General features: G+C 53.3%; 17 protein-coding genes. 6 read left to right on the forward strand and 11 right to left on the reverse strand.

Translation table 11 applies throughout. From position 1 onward, the window contains the following. Positions 1-99 precede the first annotated feature (99 nt). The 5 genes from ACW44H_RS08010 (at position 100) to ACW44H_RS08030 (ending at position 6496) form a co-directional block, all read left to right on the forward strand. Positions 100-1077 carry an NADPH:quinone reductase gene (locus ACW44H_RS08010; protein ID WP_457508303.1) on the forward strand — a complete coding sequence of 326 codons (978 nt, stop codon included), beginning with the start codon at positions 100-102 and terminating at the stop codon, positions 1075-1077. Between the two features lie 245 nt (positions 1078-1322). Further along, positions 1323-3260 (forward strand): SLC13 family permease, encoded by a 1938-nt coding sequence (locus ACW44H_RS08015; protein WP_457508305.1) that lies wholly within the window; start codon positions 1323-1325, stop codon positions 3258-3260. A 125-nt stretch (positions 3261-3385) separates the two neighbouring features. Further along, a complete protein-coding gene (locus ACW44H_RS08020; RefSeq protein WP_113268413.1) occupies positions 3386-4144 on the forward strand; it encodes a DeoR/GlpR family transcriptional regulator in 759 nt (252 codons plus the stop codon). Between the two features lie 153 nt (positions 4145-4297). After that, positions 4298-5785 carry a glycerol kinase GlpK gene (gene glpK, locus ACW44H_RS08025; RefSeq protein ID WP_457508308.1) on the forward strand — a complete coding sequence of 496 codons (1488 nt, stop codon included), beginning with the start codon at positions 4298-4300 and terminating at the stop codon, positions 5783-5785. 486 nt (positions 5786-6271) lie between these two features. Next, on the forward strand, positions 6272-6496 hold the full coding sequence (locus ACW44H_RS08030) for a hypothetical protein (protein ID WP_101145347.1): 225 nt from the start codon (positions 6272-6274) through the stop codon (positions 6494-6496). Between the two features lie 94 nt (positions 6497-6590). Here the strand turns inward: ACW44H_RS08030 and ACW44H_RS08035 are convergent, their stop codons facing one another. The 11 genes from ACW44H_RS08035 to betI form a co-directional block, all read right to left on the reverse strand. Beyond that, positions 6591-8234: a glycerol-3-phosphate dehydrogenase/oxidase gene (locus tag ACW44H_RS08035; protein WP_457508310.1), complete on the reverse strand. Its 1644-nt coding sequence runs from the start codon at positions 8232-8234 to the stop codon at positions 6591-6593. 127 nt (positions 8235-8361) lie between these two features. Next, positions 8362-10125 (reverse strand): ABC transporter substrate-binding protein, encoded by a 1764-nt coding sequence (locus ACW44H_RS08040; protein ID WP_457508312.1) that lies wholly within the window; start codon positions 10123-10125, stop codon positions 8362-8364. Positions 10126-10217: 92 nt separating this feature from the next. Next, positions 10218-10490: a DUF2160 domain-containing protein gene (locus ACW44H_RS08045; protein WP_008956665.1), complete on the reverse strand. Its 273-nt coding sequence runs from the start codon at positions 10488-10490 to the stop codon at positions 10218-10220. Positions 10491-10502: 12 nt separating this feature from the next. Continuing rightward, on the reverse strand, positions 10503-11399 hold the full coding sequence (locus ACW44H_RS08050) for a carbohydrate ABC transporter permease (RefSeq protein ID WP_457508315.1): 897 nt from the start codon (positions 11397-11399) through the stop codon (positions 10503-10505). A gap of 1 nt (position 11400) precedes the next feature. Continuing rightward, the gene (locus ACW44H_RS08055) at positions 11401-12288 is read right to left on the reverse strand and encodes a carbohydrate ABC transporter permease (RefSeq protein ID WP_457508317.1); all 888 of its coding nucleotides are present in this window, start codon (positions 12286-12288) and stop codon (positions 11401-11403) included. Further along, a complete protein-coding gene (locus tag ACW44H_RS08060; protein WP_457508318.1) occupies positions 12281-13381 on the reverse strand; it encodes an ABC transporter ATP-binding protein in 1101 nt (366 codons plus the stop codon). Before ACW44H_RS08060 ends, ACW44H_RS08055 begins: the two co-directional genes overlap by 8 nt. Further along, on the reverse strand, positions 13374-14471 hold the full coding sequence (locus tag ACW44H_RS08065; protein WP_447043903.1) for an ABC transporter ATP-binding protein: 1098 nt from the start codon (positions 14469-14471) through the stop codon (positions 13374-13376). The genes ACW44H_RS08060 and ACW44H_RS08065 overlap by 8 nt, the downstream gene beginning before the upstream one ends. 288 nt (positions 14472-14759) lie before the next feature. Then, on the reverse strand, positions 14760-17246 hold the full coding sequence (locus ACW44H_RS08070) for an acyl-CoA dehydrogenase (protein ID WP_457508320.1): 2487 nt from the start codon (positions 17244-17246) through the stop codon (positions 14760-14762). A 229-nt stretch (positions 17247-17475) separates the two neighbouring features. Next, positions 17476-19149, reverse strand: coding sequence for a choline dehydrogenase (gene betA / locus ACW44H_RS08075; protein ID WP_457508322.1), 1674 nt, complete (start codon positions 19147-19149; stop codon positions 17476-17478). Positions 19150-19158: 9 nt separating this feature from the next. Next, entirely contained in the window at positions 19159-20628 is a 1470-nt protein-coding gene (betB, locus tag ACW44H_RS08080; RefSeq protein ID WP_113268008.1) for a betaine-aldehyde dehydrogenase, read from the reverse strand. 24 nt (positions 20629-20652) lie between these two features. Further along, positions 20653-21273 carry a transcriptional regulator BetI gene (gene betI / locus ACW44H_RS08085; RefSeq protein WP_457508325.1) on the reverse strand — a complete coding sequence of 207 codons (621 nt, stop codon included), beginning with the start codon at positions 21271-21273 and terminating at the stop codon, positions 20653-20655. Between the two features lie 186 nt (positions 21274-21459). On the opposite strand from betI, the gene ACW44H_RS08090 reads away from it, so the two are divergent. After that, positions 21460-22401 carry a choline ABC transporter substrate-binding protein gene (locus ACW44H_RS08090; RefSeq protein ID WP_457508327.1) on the forward strand — a complete coding sequence of 314 codons (942 nt, stop codon included), beginning with the start codon at positions 21460-21462 and terminating at the stop codon, positions 22399-22401. Positions 22402-22464 lie beyond the last annotated feature (63 nt).

A 22464-nucleotide genomic window follows, 5' to 3' on the forward strand; every position in this document is an offset into this window, starting at 1 on the left:
CTAGCGTGCTAGCTTGATTTATAGCCCCTGACGCGCTTGTATAGCAGCACCTATTGTCATGGCTAGCATTAACAAGCCGAATAAAGAGAGGAAACCTTAATGTCTCAGCGTATCCAGTTTGCTCGTACCGGCGGTTCTGATGTTCTCGAACTGGCCGATGTTACGCCCGCTGAACCCGGCCAGGGTGAGGTGCGTATTACCAATAAGGCCGTTGGCCTTAATTTTATTGATATTTATGTCCGTACCGGACTTTATCCTGCGCCCTCTATGCCTTCCGGGCTAGGCACCGAAGGCGCCGGGGTGGTCGATGCCGTTGGTGCGGGTGTCACGCACTTAAACGTTGGTGATCGAGTGGCCTATGCCCAAGGACCGTTGGGCGCCTATGCAGCACTTCACACGCTGCCTGCGGCTAAAGTGGTCAAGCTCCCTGACTTCGTCGATTTCGAGACGGCGGCAGCCAGTATGCTCAAGGGCCTGACCGTGCAGTATTTGCTGCGCCAAACTTGTGAACTGAAAGGCGGAGAAACCATTCTGTTCCACGCGGCTGCGGGTGGGGTGGGGTCGATTGCCTGTCAGTGGGCGAAGTCGTTGGGCGTTAAGCTGATTGGTACCGTTAGTTCGCAGGAGAAAGCAGACCTCGCGATGGCTAACGGCGCTTGGGCAACGATCAACTATAGTGAAGAGAGCGTGGTCGAGCGTGTGCGTGAGCTAACTAACGGCGAAATGTGCGATGTCGTGTATGACTCAGTAGGTAAAGACACCTGGGAAATGTCGCTGGATTGCCTAAAGACCCGCGGGCTTATGGTCAGTTTTGGTAACGCCTCTGGCCCGGTCGAGGGCGTCAATATCGGCATTCTCAACCAGAAAGGCTCTCTTTTTGTAACCCGCCCGAGCCTTAACGGCTACGCTGATACCCGCGAGCGCTTGGAAATGATGAGCAATGACTTTTTCTCCATGCTTGAAAGCGGCAAAATCAAAATAGATATCGCCAACCGTTACCCGTTAGCAGAAGCAGGCAAAGCCCAAGACGCGGTGCAAAGCCGCAAAACCACCGGCTCCACCATTCTCTTGCCATAGTCAGTGAGTTGTATCCGAAATTTCTCACTCGCTTAGGCTCTTTAATAGCTCGGCAATGCCGGGCTTTTTGTTGGTAAAGGCTATAGAAATATCGAGTTTAAGGGCATGCAGGGGTTAAGGGTATTCAGGGGCTATACGTGTGTATAGTAATCGTCTAATGTGCAGGGCAATGATCATGTTGTGAGTGTGGTGTGCACCAATAATATGTTGCCCCTATAAAGCGGCGGCCAGGGAGTAGGAAAAGGATGTCTGCTGAGGGCTTAAGTGTTGAAAGTTCAGGCGCCGATGGCACAGGTGTTGAGACACTGAATATCGAAACGATAGATCTCGGATGGTTAGCGCTAACACCAAGTACATTAGTGTTTATTGTGCTTGGATTAACACTCGTCGCCTTTGTCTGGGGCAGGTTTCGCTACGATTTAGTCGCATTGTCAGCGCTTCTGGGATCAGTCATGTTGGGGCTGGTGCCAGCCGAAGAGGCCTTCACCGGTTTTGGCCACCCGGCGGTGATTACCGTTGCCGCAGTACTGGTACTCAGCCGTGGCTTTGAGCGTTCCGGTGTGGTCGATATTATCGCCAAACAAGTACTCAAAGTGGGTGAGAACCTGCTGCTTCAGTTACTAGTGTTGGTGGGTACCGTCGTATTGCTCTCGGGTATTATGAACAATGTCGGGGCTTTGGCGTTGCTGCTGCCGGTGGCCATGCGGCTTGCCCGTGAACATAACACCTCGCCTTCTTTACTGCTGATGCCACTAGCATTTGGTTCCTTGCTGGGTGGTTTGACGACCTTAATAGGTACCCCGCCCAATATCATTATTTCCAGTTATCGCCGTGATGTGACCGATGAAGCATTTAGCATGTTTAGCTTTGCTCCGGTCGGCATTGCGGTAGCGCTGGCGGGATTAGCGTTTATTGTGCTGGTGGGCTGGCGCTTCACGCCAAAGCGAAGCGGCCAAGCATCGGCTGACGAAATGTTCGATACCGCCAACTATTTAGTCGAATTGAAAGTGGGTGAAGAGTCGAAAGCCAAAGGCTTGACGCTTCAGCAACTGCGCGATGAGCTGGACGAAACGATTCCCGTATTAGCGGTAGTGCGCGATGACAACCGTCGCGCTGGCTATAACTTCCATGGGGCCTTGGAAGAGGGCGATATCCTGCTGTTAGAAGCAGGACCCGACGAGCTCCAAATGCTGGAAGACAAAGTGGGGCTTAGCGCAGTTGCAGAATTAGAAGAAGCGCCGGAAGATGCCGAAAATCCCGTCAGTGACGACGCCGATAAGGCGAAAAAGGAAGTCGCCGCACAAGAGCACCAGCCGGTGGATACTGAGGGCCTGCAACTGATAGAGGCCGTGGTCCGTAATGATTCCATGATGATCAACCGCAGCGTGCGACAGTTACGCTTAAACCATCAGTTTGGGCTGCACTTGGTAGCGGTTGCCCGGGATGGTGGGCGTTTGAAACAACGCTTGCGCGATATCCGCTTTAAAAACGGTGACGTTTTGTTGCTTCAGGGCAATGAAAAAGAAATTTCAGAGAGTTTGGCCTCACTGGGGTGCCTACCGCTGGCTAACCGTGAGTTGCATCTGGGACAGCCGCGTAAACTGGTGTTGTCTATCGCCATTTTTGCATTAGCGATCATGGCCATGCTGTTTGATTTCCTCCCGGCCGCAGTGGCTATGAGCACCGCCGCATTGATTTCGCTACTGATTGGCGTGTTGCCATTGCGCGAAGGTTATCAAGCCATTGATGGCCCCGTGCTTGTGCTGTTAGCTGCAATGATACCCGTCGGTGAGGCGCTGGAAACGAGCGGCGGTGCGGATTTGATCGCCAATGTGCTGCTACGGTTTGGCAGCGACTGGCCAGTGGTGGTCACCATGGTCGGGCTGTTTCTACTTTCCATGCTGCTTTCTAACGTGGTCAACAACGCAGCGGCGGCGCTACTAATGGCGCCGATTGCGTCAAGCTTAGCCAATGGTTTTGATGTCTCGCTTGATCCGTTCTTGATGGTGGTCGCTGTTAGCGCTTCCTGTGCGTTTTTAACCCCAATCGGTCACCAATCGAATACGCTGGTATTAGGGCCTGGTGGTTATCGGTTCGGCGATTATTGGAAGTTGGGACTGCCGCTTTCACTGGTGGTGCTAGCTGTCGCTATCCCTCTCATTCTTACGGTATGGCCGCTTTAAAACAGAATGACACGGCTTGGCCTGTGCGTTTGATATCTGACGTATTAGTTGATAAGTGCTATTAGGTTTCGAAAATTTTGCTAGATTATGTTGAGATATCAATAAAAATCGAACAGGCCGTGCTTATGAATCAACAATTTCGTCAGGATGCCATTGTCGAGCTAGTCCGTCAGCATGGCTATATGAGCATCGAGCAGCTCACTGATCATTTTGCGGTAACGCCCCAAACCATTCGTCGCGATTTGAACACCCTGGCCGATGAAGGGCGAGTTCGCCGGGTGCATGGCGGTGTGGGGATTGAGTCGAGTACGGTGAATACTGCCTACAGCACGCGCAAGTCGCTCCATTTGGAAGAGAAAGAACGCATTGCCCGCTGTTTGGCTCAGCACATACCTAACCACTCCTCGCTGTTTATTAACATCGGTACCAGTAATGAAGTGATTGCCCAGGCGTTATTAGAACATCAGGGCCTTGAGATCATTACTAATAACCTTAATGTTGCGGCCATCTTGCAGCATAAAGAGGACTTTACGGTGATCATCGCCGGTGGTCAGGTGCGCTCTCGAGACGGGGGGATCATAGGAGAGGCCACTATCGACTTTATCAACCAGTTCAAAGTGGACTATGGCATTATCGGTATCAGCGGTATTGACGAGGATGGGTCGCTGCTGGAGTTTGATTACCAGGAAGTACGCGTCGCCCAAGCGATTATTGCTAATTCACGGCGCATTTATTTGGCAGCCGACTATTCTAAATTTCACCGTAATCCGGTCGTCCGACAAGGCAATCTGGAACAGTTGGATGCGCTATTTACCGATCGCAAACCTCCAGAAGCGATTCAGCGCTTGCTCAATCAGCACGATGTGGCGCTCTATATCGCCTAGTCTCAATGTCGTTCAATAACTCAGCCAAGCCCTCAATAGGTTGGGTAGCAGTTTCATCCTTGAGCATTGTGGGCAGCTGGAGTAGCCTTGGATCATAATAAAGCGAAAGCAAGTATATAAAACCGAAAGCTCAAACAACAAAGCGAACTTGTTATGTCCTCTTTTATACTCGCCATTGATCAAGGTACCACCAGCTCGCGGGCCATTCTCTTTAACCGCCAAGGCCAGGTTACTGCGGTAGCCCAGCAAGAATTTACCCAGCACTTCCCCCACGATGGCTGGATTGAACACGACCCAGAGGATATTTGGGAAACGGTGGTGGCGACCTGTCGGGACGTCATGCATAAAGCTGAAATTAGCGCTGATCAAATTACCGGTATTGGTATCACCAACCAGCGTGAAACCACGCTTCTGTGGGATAGAAAAACGGGGAAGCCACTTTATAACGCCATCGTCTGGCAGGATCGTCGCACGTCGGATTTGTGCCAAGCGCTGAGAGACGAGGGGCATACCGATATTGTTCAAGCAAAAACAGGCCTACTGATTGACCCCTATTTCTCGGCGACTAAGCTTGCCTGGATGTTAGAGAACGTACCGGGCGCACGTGAGCGAGCCGAACAAGGCGAACTCGCTTTCGGCACGGTAGATAGCTTTTTAATCTGGCGGTTAACCGGTAGCCAGCAGCACGTGACCGATGCGACCAATGCGTCTCGTACGGCGCTGTTCAATATCCATACCCAAGAGTGGGATGAAGAGCTACTGACGCTTTTTAACATACCCGCGAACCTGCTGCCCGAGGTGAAAGACTCCAGCGACGATTTTGGTACCACCGAAGCACACTGGCTGGGCGCTGCGTTGCCGATTGCTGGGGTAGCCGGGGATCAGCAGGCCGCGTTAGTCGGACAGGCGTGTTTTCAGCCGGGCATGGGTAAGAGCACCTACGGCACCGGCTGCTTTATGATCGTGAATACCGGTGAAACGCCGTCGCTCTCGCGAAATCGATTACTGACCACGATTGGTTACCGGCTAAACGGCAAGCCAACCTACGCAATGGAAGGCAGCATTTTCGTGGCGGGGGCGACGGTACAGTGGTTGCGCGATGGGTTAAACCTGTTTGCCGATGCGTCAGAAACCGAAGCGTTAGCCCAGGAAACGCGCAGCGGCCATAGTGTTTATCTCGTACCCGCCTTTACTGGCTTAGGCGCGCCGCACTGGGATCCGAAAGCACGTGGCGCTATTTTTGGTTTAACCCGCGATACGGGGATTGCGGAAATAGTCGCGGCTGGACTGCAGGCGGTGTGCTACCAAACCCGCGATCTACAGCACTGTATGAACGATGATATGGAAGCGCCGCCGGGTAATTTAAGGGTCGACGGGGGTATGGTGAAAAACAGCTGGTTGATGCAGTTTCTTGCCGACATGTTGGGTGTGCAGGTGGATCGTCCCACTATTTTGGAAACCACTGCGCTAGGCGCTGCCTATCTGGCGGGGCTGCGTTTAGGTTGGTATCAAACCCTGGAAGAGATCGAACAACTGTGGCGCTGTGAGAAAAGCTTTATACCAGCAATGGAGGAAGCCACTCGTGAGCAGCTTTATCAGGGCTGGTTGGATGCGGTTTCCAGAGTCCGTTCCCAGCCCTAGGCTTTTCGTACACAGCCAGGTTACTCGACTTAAGCCCACTAGTAAGTTACGCAACTTCTTCTTACTCTATGGCGGCCAATTTAACGATTGGTCGCCATATTTGCGCTTTTAGCGCCCCTTATGAAAGTCTTTAACATCTTTAGTGCTTAATAAGCGCTTATGTAGTCGAGTTACAACCACCCGTGCTGCCAATGACGCATTGTGAGCTTTCCCGCTGTGACCCATAGTGAAGTCATGGATCAGGAGGGTGTTTCGTTATCCCGAGCCACTGAACTGATCCCTGCTACAGAACCCTAGCACTTCAGTATTACCCAAGTGCTAAAGGCGAAGGTCTTGTAACGCTTGTGACCGTTTCGCAGTTACCGAACTGGGCACTTATCCGGCCCAGCATGAGTAGCAACGTCACCATTCGTCGTTAATTAAGATGGCTGCTTTAAAACCGATGGTCGGTTAGGCAGCGGATGACCATACCATGAGGTATTACTAATGAACTGCATCGAACTGAGCCAACAAGCCAACAGTATCGCCAGCTCTTTCAGCAAGCAAGATCTCGCCAGGCTGGTTGTGGCACTGAAAGGCAATCGTGAGTCGTTACAACATGCGGTCGAAGTTATCGATACCGTAGATAGCCGCTCAGGCTACACATTGGAAGAAGCGTGGGACGAAGTGCTGGCTGGGGATTCTCAGTTACGCATTGAAGACGAAGAATAAAGCAAGAAACTACTTAATTAGAAACTGGTTAAGTGAATAAAGCCACTATTAGCCCCCTCGTTGAGTTAAGGGGGCTTTTTCGTTTTATAAACGATTAAGCATTTGCCGCCGGTGTAAAAGGCTGTGATGTGTCCCTGTTTTGTTTAAAGTAATTGTTAAAGTGCTCATCCGCATCGTCGCCAAATAACACTCGACAAGCCTCTTTTAAACCCTTTGATTGGCGTAACTGCTCATGATGAACCACCAACGAGACTTTGGCACGGCGGCGTAGAAAGTCTTCAAGCTGGGTGATCATCTCGTGGTCGCGGGCATGCTCAAGCTCGCAGCGAATATATTCGGTGCCTTCAATTAAGATTTCGCCTTGCGCAGGGTCCTGACGTATTTTCTCAAGCATCGGTAAGGCTTGATCGGCGTAGCGCCGCCATAGCCGAGTGGAAAGCAGCTCCGATGAGGTAGAGGCTGTCATGGCATCCAGGTTCATACGCTTGGCCTGATCCATAAACTGCTGTTTCACGGGCTTAGCAGGTTCTCCGTACCAGTGAAAATTGGGATCTGATAGGGTAACGCCCAAACGGCTAACTTCTTCAGCAATCTCATCGCCAACATTCAAACAGTCGGTTAGCTTGCCGCCAAAGATACTGATATGGGCACTTTCGGTATTGGTATCGACCACGTGCTTGCGCGAGAGCTGAAGAAAGTCGCGGTCATTGCCCTGGTCATCTTTGATCGCTAACGGACGTACGCCGCAACGGGTTGAAATAATGTCCCCCTGAGTGAGTGGTTTATCCAATGTCAGGCGTTTATTGATGTTCTCCAGTACAAAGGCGATATCATCGGCGGTAACGTCGACCTCGGGGTTCTCCATATGGGTATCAGTGGTGCCGATGCAGGTTCGATTACCCATGGGAATAACAAAAAACAGACGGCCATCGTCGGCAAAAAATGCCAGCACCCGCTGAGAGTCAGTTAGTTGAGGGACGATGAGGTGAATGCCTTTGGAATAAAGATGATGATGGGTGGTTTTTTGGCCGGTTAGCTCATTATGTTGATCGACCCAAGGCCCCGCAGCATTGATAAGTACCTTGGCTTTGATATCGAAAGTACTTCCGTCCATCACGTTGCGTGCCTTGGTTACCCATAGGTCACCCTTGCGCTCAGCGCCGAGCGATTCGACGTAGTTAGCGGCAATCGCCCCATAGTTAAGCGCTTGGCGCACAAAGTTAAATACAAATCGTGCGTCATTATCGTGGAGATAGGCGTCGGAATACTCGAAACCGCCGACAGCCCCCTCAACATCAATAATCGGTTCTTCTTGCTTAATTTTTAACGGCGAGAGCAAACGCGGCAGTTTGGTGAAGCCGTTGCCCATCAGCCAGTAAAGCCAGGTGCCCGCCCATAGATAACGTGGCGAGTGACGGAAACCTTTTGAAATAGTGGTCAGGAAGCGAATTTCCTGTACCGTGGAAGGGTAACTCTTTATCAGGTGGTTGCGGCTTTTGCAGAGCTTGCGAACCAGTGAAAAATCCTTGCTTTCCATGTATTTAATGCCTCCCCACACTAGGTTGGAGGAGTGCATGCTAGTGCTGCCAGCGAAGTCGCCACGATCAATCAATGCGACTTTTGCGCCTTTTCCTGCCAATGCCGCTGCTGTGGCTGCGCCATTAATGCCGCCCCCGATAATAAGCGCATCAAAGGTATCGGTAGGTAGTTTTTCAATGTTTCGATTTCGCAGTTTCATAGCGGATCCAATTAACCAATAAATAGCCCGGCTGCAGTGGGTGTTGTCTTTTTTGCTTTGGCATACCGCCAATGAAACCCTTGGCAGGGCAGGCGGTTGCCCGCCCTGCAAGCTTGTCTAATGGTTACTATTGGCGCGAACCAGCTTCCATCCAGGCTTCCATCATTTCATCGTAAGGAACGGTGGTGCCTTGCGGCATTTCGTTATCCAGTTTGGCTTTTGGCGCGCCTTCCTGGTCCAGCCAGTACTGAGGGTCGCGCTCTTCGTTAAGTACTGGAGCGTAACTATCGAAGACATTGGCACGGGCCAGACGATTCATCGTGCTGTCTAAGTCTGCCGCCAGCTTATCGAGACCTTCTTGTGGCGTTACTTCACCACTCATGACCGGTGCCAGGTTCTGCCACCACAGTGGGGCCATACGTGGGTAATCAGGTACGTTGGTACCGGTGGGGGTCCAGTTAGACTCGTTGGGGCTACGATAGAACTCTACTAAGCCGCCAAGCTTAGGCGCCATTTCGGTCATCTGTTCAGAGAAGATGTCAGACTCACGAATCGGCGTTAGACCGTGCATTAGTTTTTCCAGCGATACCGTTTTAGACACGGTGAACTGACCGAACAGCCATGCCGCAGTGCGACGATCCTCCGGCGTCGAGTCAAAGAATGTCCATGCCCCTACGTCCTGGTAGCCAACCTTCATGCCCTCTTCCCAGTAAGGGCCGGTGGGCGAAGGCGCCATGCGCCATAGCGGATTGCCTTCATCGTCGGTCACTGCAACGGCGGGGTCGGTCATGTCAGCGGTAAAGGCGGTGTACCAGAAGATTTGTTGAGCGATATGGCCTTGCGCGGGCACGGGGCCTGCTTCACCAAAGGTCATGCCCTGAGCTTCTTCAGGTGCGTAGTTGCTTAGCCAATCCACTGCTTTTTGCATCGCAAACACAGAGGCTGGCGAGTTAGTGGCACCGCCACGGCTAACGCTAGCGCCTACCGGCTGGCTGTCTTCGTTAACGCGAATACCCCAATCATCCACCGGGTTGCCGGACGGTACGCCTTGGCTACCCATGCCCGCCATAGAGAGCCAGGAGTCATGGAAGCGCCAACCCAACGATGGGTCACGACGTCCATAATCCATATGGCCGTAAACTTTGGTGCCGTCGATTTCACCTACGTGCTCGGTGAAGAACTCGGCGATATCTTCATATGCCGTCCAGTTAGTGGGAACCCCTAGGTCGTAGCCGTAAATTTCACGGAACTGTTCCTGGAGGTCTTCGCGCTGGAACCAGTCATGGCGGAACCAGTAAAGGTTAGCGAATTGCTGGGTGGGCAATTGATAGATGCTGCCATCCGGCCCGGTGCCGTATTGCAGGCCGATAAAGTCATCCAAATCGAGAGTGGGCAGTGTGTAGTCGGCCCATTCGTTCTCCATCGCCTCGGAAAGGTTGATCGTGGTGCCATAACGGATATGCGTGCCGATCGAGTCGGTATCGTTGACGAAACCGTCGTAGATACTGTTTCCCGACTGCATCTGGTTTTGCATGGTGTCCACGACATCGCCTTCACCAATGATGTTGTGGGTCAGGTTGATACCGGTAAGCTCACTGAAGGCTTCCGCCAGCACTTCACTTTCATACACGTGAGTCGTTAAGCCTTCGGCGACGGTTTGGATATCCATACCTCGAAAGGGCTCGGCGGCCTTGGCAAACCACATCAGCTCTTCGATCTGCTCTTCACGGCTCAGGGTGGAGTTTTGGAAGTGCTCGTCCACCAGCCGTTCAGCGATGGCTCGGGTGTCCTGCTCCTGCGCTGACAGCGTACCCGATGCCAGCAACAAGCCAGCAGCGAGGGTTGTCAGTTTGAATTTAATCAGTTTGGATTTATTGTCGTGCTTTTGCATGGTGACCTCGTTTTGTTGTGTTCTTCCATGATGGCTTGGCCGTCCTTGATACCGATTAATCGCTGGTGAGATTTTTTAAAGCCCCTTACGAGCTAGCCCCAGCGCATTAAAACCAGCAGCCATACGGCTGATACCGCTAGTGCTATCCAAATGGATAATGAAGTGAAACCAATCACTCCCAGGTGGATAAAGGCCGCCGAGAGTAGGCCGATAAACAGCCGATCTCCGCGGGTGGTGGCAATGGGTAAAAACCCTTTGCGCTCAATAGTGGGCGACAAAATCTCCCATATCGTCATACCTGCCAGCATGGCGGCAATGGATGAAAAGAATATGGCGGTGGGCATTGTCCATACCATCCAAGACATAGTGTGCTCTCCTCAGGTACGGCCCAGGGCAAAACCCTTGGCGATATGGTTACGGACGAAATAAACCACCAGGATGCCGGGAATAATGGTCAGTACACCGGCGGCGGCCAAGGTACCCCAATCAATTCCAGAAGCCGTCGAAGTGCGGGTCATGATCATGCCGATAGGTTGGGCATCGGTAGCTGTCAAGGTGCGTGCCAGCAACAGCTCCACCCACGAGAACATGAACAGGAAGAATAACGTGACGCCGATCCCCGAGCGGATCATCGGGATGAAAATCTTGACGAAAAAGCGCGGAAAGCTATAGCCGTCGATATAGGCCGTTTCATCAATTTCTTTGGGGACGCTGCTCATGAAGCCTTCTAAAATCCAAATCGCCAGCGGAATATTAAACAGGCAGTGCGCCAGTGCGACGGCAATGTGGGTATCGAAAAGGCCTACCGAGTAGTAGAGCTGAAAGTAGGGCAGAAGAAAGACCGCGGGGGGCGCCATTAAGTTAGTCAGCAGCCAGAAGAACAGGTGCTTGTCGCCGATAAAGGTATAGCGGCTGAAGGCGTACGCGGCCGGTAGCGCCACGCAGATGGTAATCAGCATATTCATGGCTACGTAAAGCATCGAATTGACGTAGCCCATGTACCAACTTGAATTGGTGAAAATGCCGATGTAGTTATCAAAAGTAAGGTTCTGTGGCCACAGCGTCATGGAGCCTAGAATTTCGCTATTGGTTTGTAACGACATATTGATCAGCCAGTAAATGGGCAGAATCATTAGCGCCAGATAAAGGCCAAGCAGGATGCGCGAGCGCCAGTGGGCACGGGCAGTGCGGTTGCGCCGTTTAGCGGGAGAAATATTGCTAAAAATCGAATTGTATTTCTCGCCACGCTGGGTGTTTTCGAGTTGATAGCTCATGTTAGGCACCTCCGTGCGGGGGCTTGTCTTTCTGCATGTTCATGATGGTGGTATAGAACACCCAACTCACCAGCAAAATGACGAGGAAGTAGATAAGCGAAAACGCTGCAGAAGGGCCTAAATCCTGCTGGCCGATTGCCATGGTGGCCAGCGATTGACTTAAAAAGGTCGTAGAGCTGCCGGGGCCGCCGCCCGTCAGTACAAAGGGCTCGGCGTAGATCATAAAGGAGTGCATAAAGCGCAGCAGTACGGCGATAACGAGTACGTTGGTAAGCTTGGGCAATTGGATATAGCGAAACACCGCCCACTTTGAGGCACGGTCGATAAGCGCAGCCTGATAGTAAGCTTCAGGAATCGAGCGCAGGCCACTGTAACAAAGCATTGCGACCAGCGGAGTCCAGTGCCACACATCCATGAGTACGATCGTTACCCAGGCGTCGCTGGCATTGCCTGTGATGTTGTAATCAATGCCTAACTCGCGAAGTCCCCAGCCCATTAAGCCTATATCGCCACGGGTAAAGATTTGCCAGATGCTGCCAACGACGTTCCACGGAATCAGCAGCGGCAGCGTGATTAATATCAGCACCGCCGAGGCCTGCCAGCCACGTTTGGGCATGATCAGGGCAATACCGATTCCCAGCGGAATCTGGATAGCGAGAATAATCAGCGAGAACGAAATTTGACGTAGAAACGCTGCTTGCAGCGCCTCATCGTTGAGCATGGTTTTAAACCACTCGGTACCGGTAAAAAAGCTCGCGTTGGGACCGAGTACGTCCTGCACTGAATAGTTGACTACTGTCATTAATGGGATAACGGCAGAGAAAGCCACCAATACCAGCATGGGAAGTACCAGCAGCCACGCTCTGTTGTTGGGTACTTTGTTATTCATGGCTGGTCTCCACTAAATATTCATCGATATAGAGCGCTAACTTTGCATTATCGAACTCAGCAAACGCCGCTTCGCCCACGGGCGGATGTCCCTCAGGGAGTCGAGCCTTAAAGGTTTGTTCATTAAGTGAGAAAGTCACCAGGGAGTATGTACCTAGGTCTTGCACGCTGATGACCTGGATCGGCACGCTTTCGGCAGTCGGGCTCGTGGAGATCGCAATAAATTCCGGGCGGATGCCCAGCTTAATATTGCTGGACGTCGCTGAAGCAACTGCTCTTCTTAGCTGAGCGTTAATCGGTAGGGGTTGTGCACCAAACATTACCTGGTCGGCCTGGTGCTCCACGGCCATAAAATTCATACCGGGGCTGCCAATAAAGTAACCCACAAAGGTATGCGCAGGCCGTTCGAACAGCTCCCGAGGCGTGCCGAATTGAACCACTTGACCGTCATACATCACGGCAATTTTATCCGCGAAGGTAGAGGCCTCCAACTGATCGTGAGTCACGTAGATCATGGTGATGTTGAAGCGCTCGTGGATCTCTTTGAGCTTACGGCGTAATTTCCACTTGAGCTGGGGATCGATAACGGTCAGTGGTTCATCAAATAGGATGGCCGTTACGTCATCACGTACCAGGCCACGCCCCATGGAGACTTTCTGCTTCTCATCGGCGGTGAGGTTTTTCGCTTTGCGGTCTAATAGAGGGGTTAGCTCAAGAATGTCGGCAACTTCGAGTACCTTGGGCTTTACCCGGTACTCGGGGGTGTTCATATTGCGCAGCGGGAAGGCGAGGTTGTCGAACACCGTCATGGTGTCGTAGATCACCGGAAACTGAAAAACCTGGGCAATATTGCGCTCTTCAGGCGGTAGCTCGTTAACGCGGTGGCCGTCAAAAAGAACGTCACCCTCCGAGGGTTCAAGCAGGCCGGAAATAATATTCAGAAGGGTCGATTTACCACATCCCGATGGGCCCAATAACGCATAGGCGCCGCCCTGGTGCCACACGTGGTCCATCTGGCGAATGGCGTAATCTGCTGCACCCTTGGGTGTCTTTTCATAGGAGTGCGCCAGGCCCTTTAAAGTGATCTCAGCCATGGGCAGCTCCTCCCTGACGGGCAGGAATATGTACCGTATGTCCCTGCTTGTCGAAGGCGTAAAGTTGATGGGTGGGGAAGTAAACTTTCAGAGGTTCGTTAACATTAAACTGGTGAATGCCGGCTAAATGTAGCACTAGCGGAAAGCGCTCGTGGTGGACATGCAGAAAGGTTTCAGAGCCGCTAATTTCCGCCACGTCCACATGGACATCCAGCGCCAAATCATCGGCCTGTTGCGGCTGCAGCGTTAGATGCGATGCCCGTACGCCGAAGTCATAGTCTCCCGGTTCCAGGCGTTTCAGCTTTTCGTCGCAGGGGAAGTGCAGCGTTTGATCGAAGGTGATCTCGGTGTCGGTCAGTTGGCCTGGAACGATATTAATGGGCGGTTCGGAAAACATTTCAGCGCTGAAGCGACCGTTAGGTTCCCGATAAACCTGTTCGGTAGGGCCGTACTGAAGCAACTTGCCCTCATGAAGTACCGCTGTATTGCCGCCCAGTGCTAACGCCTCATTAGGTTCCGTCGTGGCGTAAACGGCAATGCAGTTGCGCGCTTTAAACAGGTCGCGCAGCTCATCGCGTAGCTCTTCGCGGAGTTTGTAATCCAAGTTGACCAGCGGCTCATCAAACAAGATTAAGTCGGCATCTTTGATCAATGCACGGCCCATAGCGGTGCGCTGCTGTTGACCGCCCGATAATTCTTGAGGGTAGCGTTTCAGCAAATGCTCGATATGCAGCATTTCGGCAATTTCGCCAACGCGTCTATCAATGTCACTTTTGGGATGCTTGGCCAGTTTCAAAGGTGACGCAATATTGTCATAAACGGTGAGGCTGGGGTAATTGATAAACTGCTGATACACCATTGAGACATTGCGTTTACGCACGGAGACGTTGGTGACGTCTTTACCATCCATGATGATTTTGCCGCGGGTAGGGGGCTCAAGCCCTGCCATCAGACGCATGAGAGTGGTTTTCCCGGCCAGCGTACGCCCAAGCAGTACATTAAAAGAGCCCGGCTCAAGCGCAAGGTCTATCCCACTGATATGAGGCACACCGTTAACGATGTGATCGATATTTTGCAGATGTAAGGACATGCCGATCTCGCTAGCGTCATTGTTATTGGAAATAGCGTTATTGGAAATAGCGTTTGGGTAATGCTGTTGGAAATATGAATAATTAAAACTGATCGCTTTCGATTACGAAAGGCTAGTTGATCGTTTGCGAACTTGCAACGCGTTTGTTGTTCGTTGGACTACACATTTAGGCGTAGAAAGTGAAGGTCGAAAAATTGCCAACTATCAATTACCAACTATCAATTGGCAACTATAAAAAAAACCGGCCCCTGATAAACAGGAGCCGGCTGATGACCTGCAAAGCAATGGTTATTTAATGTTTGCTTCTTCCTGCTTCGGCGACGCTGTTGCTTTGCCGTTATGGTCGATTAGTGTGGATTTGTTCTTGGCGAATGCATCGTAAGCGAAATCATCCACGGTGAGCATTTCCAGAACCTCGGCTTCAAAGGTGCGCATGAATGCGGCATCCTCTTCGCTGATCAGGCCTTTTTCTAAGCCAGCCTCAACGCGTGCTTCGGGGTGTAGCGCCGTTTGCGGTAGCTCGCCTTTGGCATAGGCTTTATTCAGCGTACGGTAGATCGCTTCAGCGCGGTCATAATCCACCAGCAGGGCGTTATAGCGCGCCAGCGGGTTGCGCTGTTCGCCATCGTCCGCATCCCAGGTATTTTCCAGTAGCTTCGAACGTAGGGCGCTATGGGTGGAAATACGCTTGGCGATGTCGCGTGCCAAGTCGTCGTGGGGCTTGTTCCAGCGACGACCGGTGGGCATTACGACGGCATTAAGCGTTTTGCCCAGGGCGCGGTTGGGAAGATTGTCGAAAATTTCCACAAACGCCTGCTCGGCACGCTGGAGTAGGAAACGGCAGCTGTAGTGGAGCAGCGCTTCTTCACCTTCTACCTTGCTGCCTGCTTGCCACTGCTTGAGTACCATGGAGGCAAGGTAGAGATTGGAGAGCACATCCCCCAACCTCGCCGAGATCATTTCACGCTTCTTAAGCGCAGAACCTAGGCTTGCCATGGCGGCGTCGGCGCACAGGCCAAAGCCAGCCGAGAGGCGAGTAATGTCCTGGGCGTAAGCGGTGGCGGGGCCATCAAAAGGCACACTGGCTTTACCGATGCCAAAGCCGAGAGTAAAGGCACGGGCTGCGTTACCGAAGATTAAGCCCGCGTGACCGAAGAAGGCTTTATCGAAAGCCTTCATGTCGTTGGCGTCTTTGGCAGCCAGCTCTTCAAGCACGTATGGATGGCAGCGAATAGCGCCCTGACCAAAGATCATCAGGTTGCGGGTCATGATGTTGGCGCCTTCCACGGTGATCGCCACCGGGTTGGCGCTATAGCCGATACCCAGGTAATTGCGTGGGCCAAGAGTAACTGCCTTGCCGCCGTGAACATCCATGGCATCGCTGAGCAGCACACGCTGGAACTCGGTCAACTGGCTTTTCAGGATGGCCGAGGGCACGGCGGGTTTTTCACCGTGGTCGATCATATTGGCGGTTTGATACACGGTGGCCTGGGATATATAGGCCAGCGCCGCCATGCGGGCGAGGGGCTCTTGCACGCCTTCCATTTCGGCGACCGGCACGTTGAACTGGCGACGAACGCGGGTGAAGCCGCCGCTCCAGCCCAGGGCGTAACGCGCGGTGCCGGTAGCGCCAGACGGCAGCGTGATACAGCGGCCAATCGACAAGCACTCCACCAGCATCCGCCAGCCCTGACCGATCATGTCCGGACCGCCAATGATGGTATCCAGCGGTACAAAGACATCTTTACCGATAATCGGGCCGTTCATAAACGGGCTGCCGATCGGGTGATGGCGGCGGCCGATTTCCATGCCGTCGGTGTCACGGGGAATCAGCGCCAGGGTAATGCCACGGTCTTCTTCGTCACCCAGCAGTTTTTCAGGGTCAAACAGACGGAAGGCAAGACCCACCACAGTGGCGATGGGCGCCAGGGTGATCCAGCGTTTTTCGAAGTTAAGGCGCAGGCCAAGCACTTCTTCGCCATTAATGGTTTGCTTGCACACTACGCCGGTATCGGGCAGTGAAGTGGCATCAGAACCAGCGCGGGGGCCGGTCAAGCCAAAGCAGGGGATCTCGCGACCATCGGACAAGCGCGGCAGGTAGTGATCTTTCTGCTCTTGGGTACCGTATTTCAACAGCAGCTCGCCAGGGCCGAGCGAGTTAGGCACGCCCACGGTGACCATCAGAGTTTCATTGGCGGAGAGCTTTTGCAGCACCATTGACTGAGCTTTGGCTGAGAAGCCAAGGCCGCCGTACTCCTTCGGAATGATCATGCCGAAGAAGCCTTCTTTTTTTAGATAGTCCCAAAGCTGCTGGGGGAGGTCAGCGCGTTCCTGGGCAATGTCCCAGGCGTTGCACATACCCGCTGCTTTAGCACACTGATTGGCCAAGAAGGCTTTTTCATCGTCGCGCAGGCCATCGTCTTTAAAGGCCAGCAGCTTTTCCCACTGAGGTTTGCCTGAAAATAGTTCGCCATCCCAGGAAACACTGCCGGCTTCCAGTGCCGTGCGCTCGGTAGCCGACACTTTGGGCGCCACTTTTTTAAAGGTGGCGAACAGGCGCGGCGTTAACCATTTACGGCGTAGAGCGGGCAGGCCAGCCACTGCAACGGCGGCAGCGCCAATCAGCAGTAGTACGCCAATCACTTCGGCGTCAAGCAGCAGGCCAACAAGGCCCAGTACGCCAAGCACTGCTAGCGCCGCAGGTGCACCTGCTTCGCGACGCATAACCACGAGCAAGCCGGCAATGGCGAGCACGATCAGGAGTAGGGTGAGCATAATATCTCTCTCTGTTGCGGGCCTTTATAACTGCCCAGCTGTTGTTGGTAACGCGTTTCTAAAATCGCTGTTGGAAAGACAGTCGAACACTTGTTTGAATATTGGCAGATGGGGGTCGCCTCACGCAAGTTTTTAGGTGTGTTTGAGACCGCTCGATGTTGTTAGCGCCACCAAAAAAAACGCCATGGCGATAAGCCATGGCGTTTGGAGTGACAAAGCGACTAAATGTTCAGGCGCATTTGGCCGGTGTTCCGTTAGCAACGTAGTAGTCGACGCTGGCGCGGGGAAGGGGCTCGTGACCTTTGATACGATCGGCGATTTTTTCCGCCAGCATAATGGTGGGTGCGTTCAGGTTGCCGGTGGGAATCACCGGGAAGAGCGAGGCATCGACGACGCGTAGACCCTCAATGCCATGAACACGGCCCTGGCCATCGGTGACCGCCATTTCATCATTTCCCATGCGGCAGCTACCGCAGGGGTGGTAGGCAGTTTCGGCATGTTGTTTGACGAAGGCATCAAGCTCAGCATCCGACTGTACGTCGGGCCCCGGGGCTATCTCACGACCGCGATACTTATCAAACGCTGGCTGGGCGATGATATTGCGAGTGAGCCGAATGGCATCGCGAAACTCTTGCCAGTCTTTCTCTTTAGCCATGTAGTTAAACAGGATGCTAGGCGCGGCTTTGGGGTCCTTCGAGGTTAGCCGAATACGGCCACGGCTTTCTGAACGCATAGACCCAACGTGGGCCTGGAAGCCATGGGCCTGCACCGCGCTTTTACCGTTATAGCTAATCGCGATGGGCAGAAAGTGGTACTGCAGGTTAGGCCACTCTTCCTCATCGCCGCTGCGAATAAAGCCACACGATTCAAACTGGTTGCTGGCGCCCACGCCGGTACCATTGAACAACCATTCAGCACCAATTTTCGGCTGATTGAACCACTTCAGCGCCGGGTAGAGCGAGATGGGCTCTTTGCACTCGTACTGAATATACATTTCCAGGTGATCCTGGAGGTTTTCGCCCACGCCTGGCAGGGCATGTACCATCTCGATATCCAGCTCTTTCAGCAGTTCAGGGTTGCCGATACCTGAGCGTTGAAGAATCTGCGGGGAGGCGATGGCACCACCGCACAAAAGCACTTCACGACGTGCGTAGGCCTGCTGTTTTTCGCCTTTCTGTTCATAACGAACACCCACGGCACGCTTCCCTTCAAACTCAATAATGTCGGTAACGGCATGAGTTTCGATGGTCAGGTTATGACGCTTCTTAGCGATATCCAGATAACCACGGGCAGTAGAAGACCGGCGTCCCTTGGGCGTGACGAAGCGGTCCATCGGGCCGAAGCCCTCTTGCTGGTAGCCGTTGACGTCTTTGGTTTCCGGGTAGCCTGCCTGTTTACCGGCTTCGATAAAGGTGCGATATAGCGGGTTGTTGCTGCTTTTCGGCGTGGTCACGCTGACCGGGCCGTCACCGCCATGGTAACTATTGGCACCAATATCGCGGCTCTCGCTTTTTTTGAAGTAGGGCAGACAGCTCAGGTAATCCCAATCTTCGAGGCCAGGCTGTTTGGCCCAGTTGTCGTAATCCAGAGCATTGCCGCGGATGTAGCACATGCCGTTAATCAGTGAGGAGCCGCCTAGCCCTTTGCCGCGGCCACACTCCATCCTGCGGCCATCCATGTAGGGTTCGGGATCGGTTTCAAATGCCCAGTTGTAGCGCTTACCCTGCAGCGGGTAGGCCAAAGCAGCGGGCATTTGAGTGCGGAAATCAAAGCGATAGTCTGGCCCGCCCGCTTCTAACAGCAGTACGCTGACGCTACTGTCTTCGGTGAGGCGGGTAGCGAGCACATTACCTGCCGAGCCAGCACCGATAATGATGTAATCAAATTCGCGTGGTTGAGACATAAAAACTCCTTAAAACACCGACTCAAACGGCCCCATCTCGATCTGTACCGACTTGGTCTGGGTGTAGTGATTGAGTGTCTCGATACCGTTCTCGCGCCCAATGCCCGACTCTTTATAGCCACCTACCGGCATCTCGGAGGGTGATTCACCCCAGGTGTTGATCCAGCAGATACCTGCTTCCAACTGATGAATCACGCGGTGGGCACGGTTCAGGCTTTCGCTGAAGACGCCGGCAGCCAGGCCATAGTTTGTATCGTTTGCGCGACGAATCACTTCCGCCTCGTCATCAAAAGCAAGTACTGACATCACTGGGCCGAAGATCTCTTCGCGCACGATACGCATATCGTCGGTGCAGTCGGTAAACACGGTGGGGGCGGCCCATGCACCCTCTGCAAAGCTGCCGCTGTCCCAATTGTCGCCACCCACTAGCAAGCGAGCGCCTTGCTCTTTGCCCAGGGCAATATATGAAAGCACTTTTTCTTGGTGTTCAAAGCTAACCAGCGGGCCAAAGTTGACGCTCGGATCCATCGGGTCGCCCGCCTTGATGCGCTTGACGCGCTCGACCAGCTTGGCTTCAAAGTCATCTTTTACGCTGCGTTCAACAAATACCCGTGTGCCGTTGGTACAGATTTGGCCGCTGGAGTAGAAGTTGGCCATCATGGCGGCGTCGGCGGCACGGTCGAGATCGGCATCCGCGAAAACCAGCAGGGGTGATTTGCCGCCCAGTTCCATGGTGACGTCTTTTAAGGAAGAGCTGGCCGCCGCAGCCATGACTTTTTTGCCCGTGCCTGCTTCCCCTGTGAACGACACCTTGGCGATACCGGGATGCTCGGTGAGCATGGCACCCACGCTGCCATCACCCTGCACAACATTAAAGACGCCGTTAGGCAAGCCTGCCTCGGTGAAGATCTCTGCCAGTTTCATCACGGTGAGCGGGGTCACTTCGCTGGGCTTGAACACCACTGCGTTACCTGCGGCTAGCGCGGGCGCGGCTTTCCAACAGGCAATCTGAATCGGGTAGTTCCACGCACCAATCGCACCAATCACGCCTAATGGCTCGCGGCGGGTATATACAAAAGAGCTATCGCGCAGGGGTATCTGGCTTCCCTCAATGGCAGGTGCTAAACCCGCGTAGTACTCCAACGCATCAGCGCCGGTGACAATATCGACGCTGGCGGTTTCACTGATCGGCTTGCCGGTGTTGCGGGTTTCAAGCTCAGCGAGCTCATCATTACGCTCTCTTAACAGCGCCACGGCGCGCAATAGAATGCGCGAACGCTCCATGCCTGTCATGGCGGCCCATTCACGCTGGCCCCGCTGTGCGGCGTCGACGGCGGTGTCGATATCCGCTTGGCTGGCTTGGCCAATAGTGGCCAGCAAGCTGCCATCAAACGGGTTGGTAACGGTAAAGGTCTCGCCTGACGTGGCGTTCACCTGGCGACCATCAATATAAAGCGGCTGTACATCTTGAGCGGCCATGTCAGTCTCCATGAATACGTAAATTTAAGGGTGCGTGTTGGATGCTGTCTGGGTGCATCCATAATGAGCAAAAAGTTGATCGAGATAGGTGTGTGCAAGATGGCGCGCTTCTTCCGCGTTAAGGCCTTCTGGCGTTAACGCGCCGCGCAGCCATAGGCCATCGATCATGGCGGCTAATCCTCGGGCGGCATTGCGTGCCTCGGCGCGAGGCATTACTCGCCGAAATTGGTGGCATAAATTGGCATAGAGGCGTCGGTCATTGACGTTTTGCAGCCGTTGCAGCATGGGTTTATGCATACTGCTGGCCCAAAATGCTAGCCAGGTTTTGGCGGCAGGGCCGGTGACCTGCGTGCGGTCAAAGTTGCCCTCGATAATGGCACCGATATGCGCACGGGGAGAGTCGTCTTCCAACGCTTGGCGGCGAACCGCAACAGCATCCGTAAGGTCAGTCAGGATTTGCCGCATAGTGGCTTCAAGTAGGCCATCTTTGCCGCCAAAATAGTGACTGATAATACCTGCTGAAACACCCGCATGGCGTGCAATGCGCATCACCGTGGTTTCGGCTAGGCCGACTTCATCAATCGCTACCATCGTTGCGTTAATTAATTGCTGGCGGCGTATCGGTTCCATTCCCACCTTTGGCACAGCGTTCTCCTAATCCGTTGAATGCCATACGTGGGTAGATGCTTGAAACCCAGGCGTAGGCATGGTTACCTATCCATGATGGCATTTTTTTATTGAACGTTCAATCAATAAAAAGGCGCCGATTATTTCCACTGCTTGCGACCACTACAGCAATGGAGTGTTCGCAGCGGACGCTTTAAGGGGAGCATGATCATGAGCAGATTTTCTACGCGTTACGCAGGTGCTTTATTGTTAGCGGCTGGTTTACCTACGGCGGTTTATGCCGATGAGTGCAGCACTGTGCGCTTTGCCGAAGTGGGTTGGACCGATATTACCGCGACGACAGCACTGGCCAGTGAAGTACTCGAAGGGCTTGGTTACGAGCCTAGCGTGGACACGGTTTCCGTGCCGATTGCCTATGCTGGTATGAAGAACAATGATTTTGATGTCTTCCTGGGTAACTGGATGCCTTCAATGGCTTCTATTAGCGACCCTTATATTGAGCGTGGAGAAGTCGAGCGCTTGGTGGCCAATTTGGAGGGGGCAAAATACACCCTGGCAGTGCCCCAATACGTTTACGATGCGGGCGTGACCTCGGTTAATGATCTGGCGGAGCATGCGGACCAGTTTGAGCGCAGCGTGCATGGCATTGAGGCAGGTAATGACGGTAATGAGCTAATTGAGCAAATGATCGATGACGATGCCTATGGGTTAGGCGATTGGCAGGTGATTGACTCAAGTGAAGCCGGAATGCTGGCAGAACTGCGCGCCCGGGTGCCCAACGAACAGTGGATGGTATTTTTGGGCTGGGAGCCGCACCCCATGAATTCCAACTTCGAGATGGCTTATCTCTCTGATGCCGATGACTACTTTGGCCCCGATTTGGGCGGTGCGACGGTGCACACCAACACCCGTGCGGGATTTGTGGAAGAGTGCCCTAATGTGGGGGCGTTATTGCGCAATATGACGTTTACACTGGAAATGGAAAACCAACTCATGAGTTCAATCATGGATGATGGTGAAGCGCCCCGTGACGCGGCTCGTGACTACCTGAAGGCCCATGATGATGTGCTGGACGAGTGGTTAGAAGGGGTGACCACACGCGACGGTGAGCCTGGTGCAGAGGCTGTACGTGCCGCTATTCAATAAAACCATTTAGACGCGAAAGGCAAGCCGGGTTCCGGCTTGCCTTTCGTCATTAAGATAGGCATA

Source organism: Vreelandella sulfidaeris Esulfide1, from assembly GCF_054072535.1.

Bases quoted from the DNA above. Each gene is read 5' to 3' on its own strand.
- ACW44H_RS08035 (WP_457508310.1), bottom strand. From the start codon at position 8,234: ATGAAACTGCGAAATCGAAACATTGAAAAACTACCTACCGATACCTTT.
- ACW44H_RS08020 (WP_113268413.1), top strand. From the start codon at position 3,386: ATGAATCAACAATTTCGTCAGGATGCCATTGTCGAGCTAGTCCGTCAG.
- ACW44H_RS08050 (WP_457508315.1), bottom strand. From the start codon at position 11,399: ATGAGCTATCAACTCGAAAACACCCAGCGTGGCGAGAAATACAATTCG.
- ACW44H_RS08070 (WP_457508320.1), bottom strand. From the start codon at position 17,246: ATGCTCACCCTACTCCTGATCGTGCTCGCCATTGCCGGCTTGCTCGTG.
- betB (WP_113268008.1), bottom strand. From the start codon at position 20,628: ATGGCCGCTCAAGATGTACAGCCGCTTTATATTGATGGTCGCCAGGTG.
- ACW44H_RS08030 (WP_101145347.1), top strand. From the start codon at position 6,272: ATGAACTGCATCGAACTGAGCCAACAAGCCAACAGTATCGCCAGCTCT.
- ACW44H_RS08010 (WP_457508303.1), top strand. From the start codon at position 100: ATGTCTCAGCGTATCCAGTTTGCTCGTACCGGCGGTTCTGATGTTCTC.
- ACW44H_RS08045 (WP_008956665.1), bottom strand. From the start codon at position 10,490: ATGTCTTGGATGGTATGGACAATGCCCACCGCCATATTCTTTTCATCC.
- ACW44H_RS08015 (WP_457508305.1), top strand. From the start codon at position 1,323: ATGTCTGCTGAGGGCTTAAGTGTTGAAAGTTCAGGCGCCGATGGCACA.
- glpK (WP_457508308.1), top strand. From the start codon at position 4,298: ATGTCCTCTTTTATACTCGCCATTGATCAAGGTACCACCAGCTCGCGG.
- ACW44H_RS08065 (WP_447043903.1), bottom strand. From the start codon at position 14,471: ATGTCCTTACATCTGCAAAATATCGATCACATCGTTAACGGTGTGCCT.
- ACW44H_RS08090 (WP_457508327.1), top strand. From the start codon at position 21,460: ATGATCATGAGCAGATTTTCTACGCGTTACGCAGGTGCTTTATTGTTA.
- ACW44H_RS08055 (WP_457508317.1), bottom strand. From the start codon at position 12,288: ATGAATAACAAAGTACCCAACAACAGAGCGTGGCTGCTGGTACTTCCC.
- ACW44H_RS08060 (WP_457508318.1), bottom strand. From the start codon at position 13,381: ATGGCTGAGATCACTTTAAAGGGCCTGGCGCACTCCTATGAAAAGACA.
- ACW44H_RS08040 (WP_457508312.1), bottom strand. From the start codon at position 10,125: ATGCAAAAGCACGACAATAAATCCAAACTGATTAAATTCAAACTGACA.
- betA (WP_457508322.1), bottom strand. From the start codon at position 19,149: ATGTCTCAACCACGCGAATTTGATTACATCATTATCGGTGCTGGCTCG.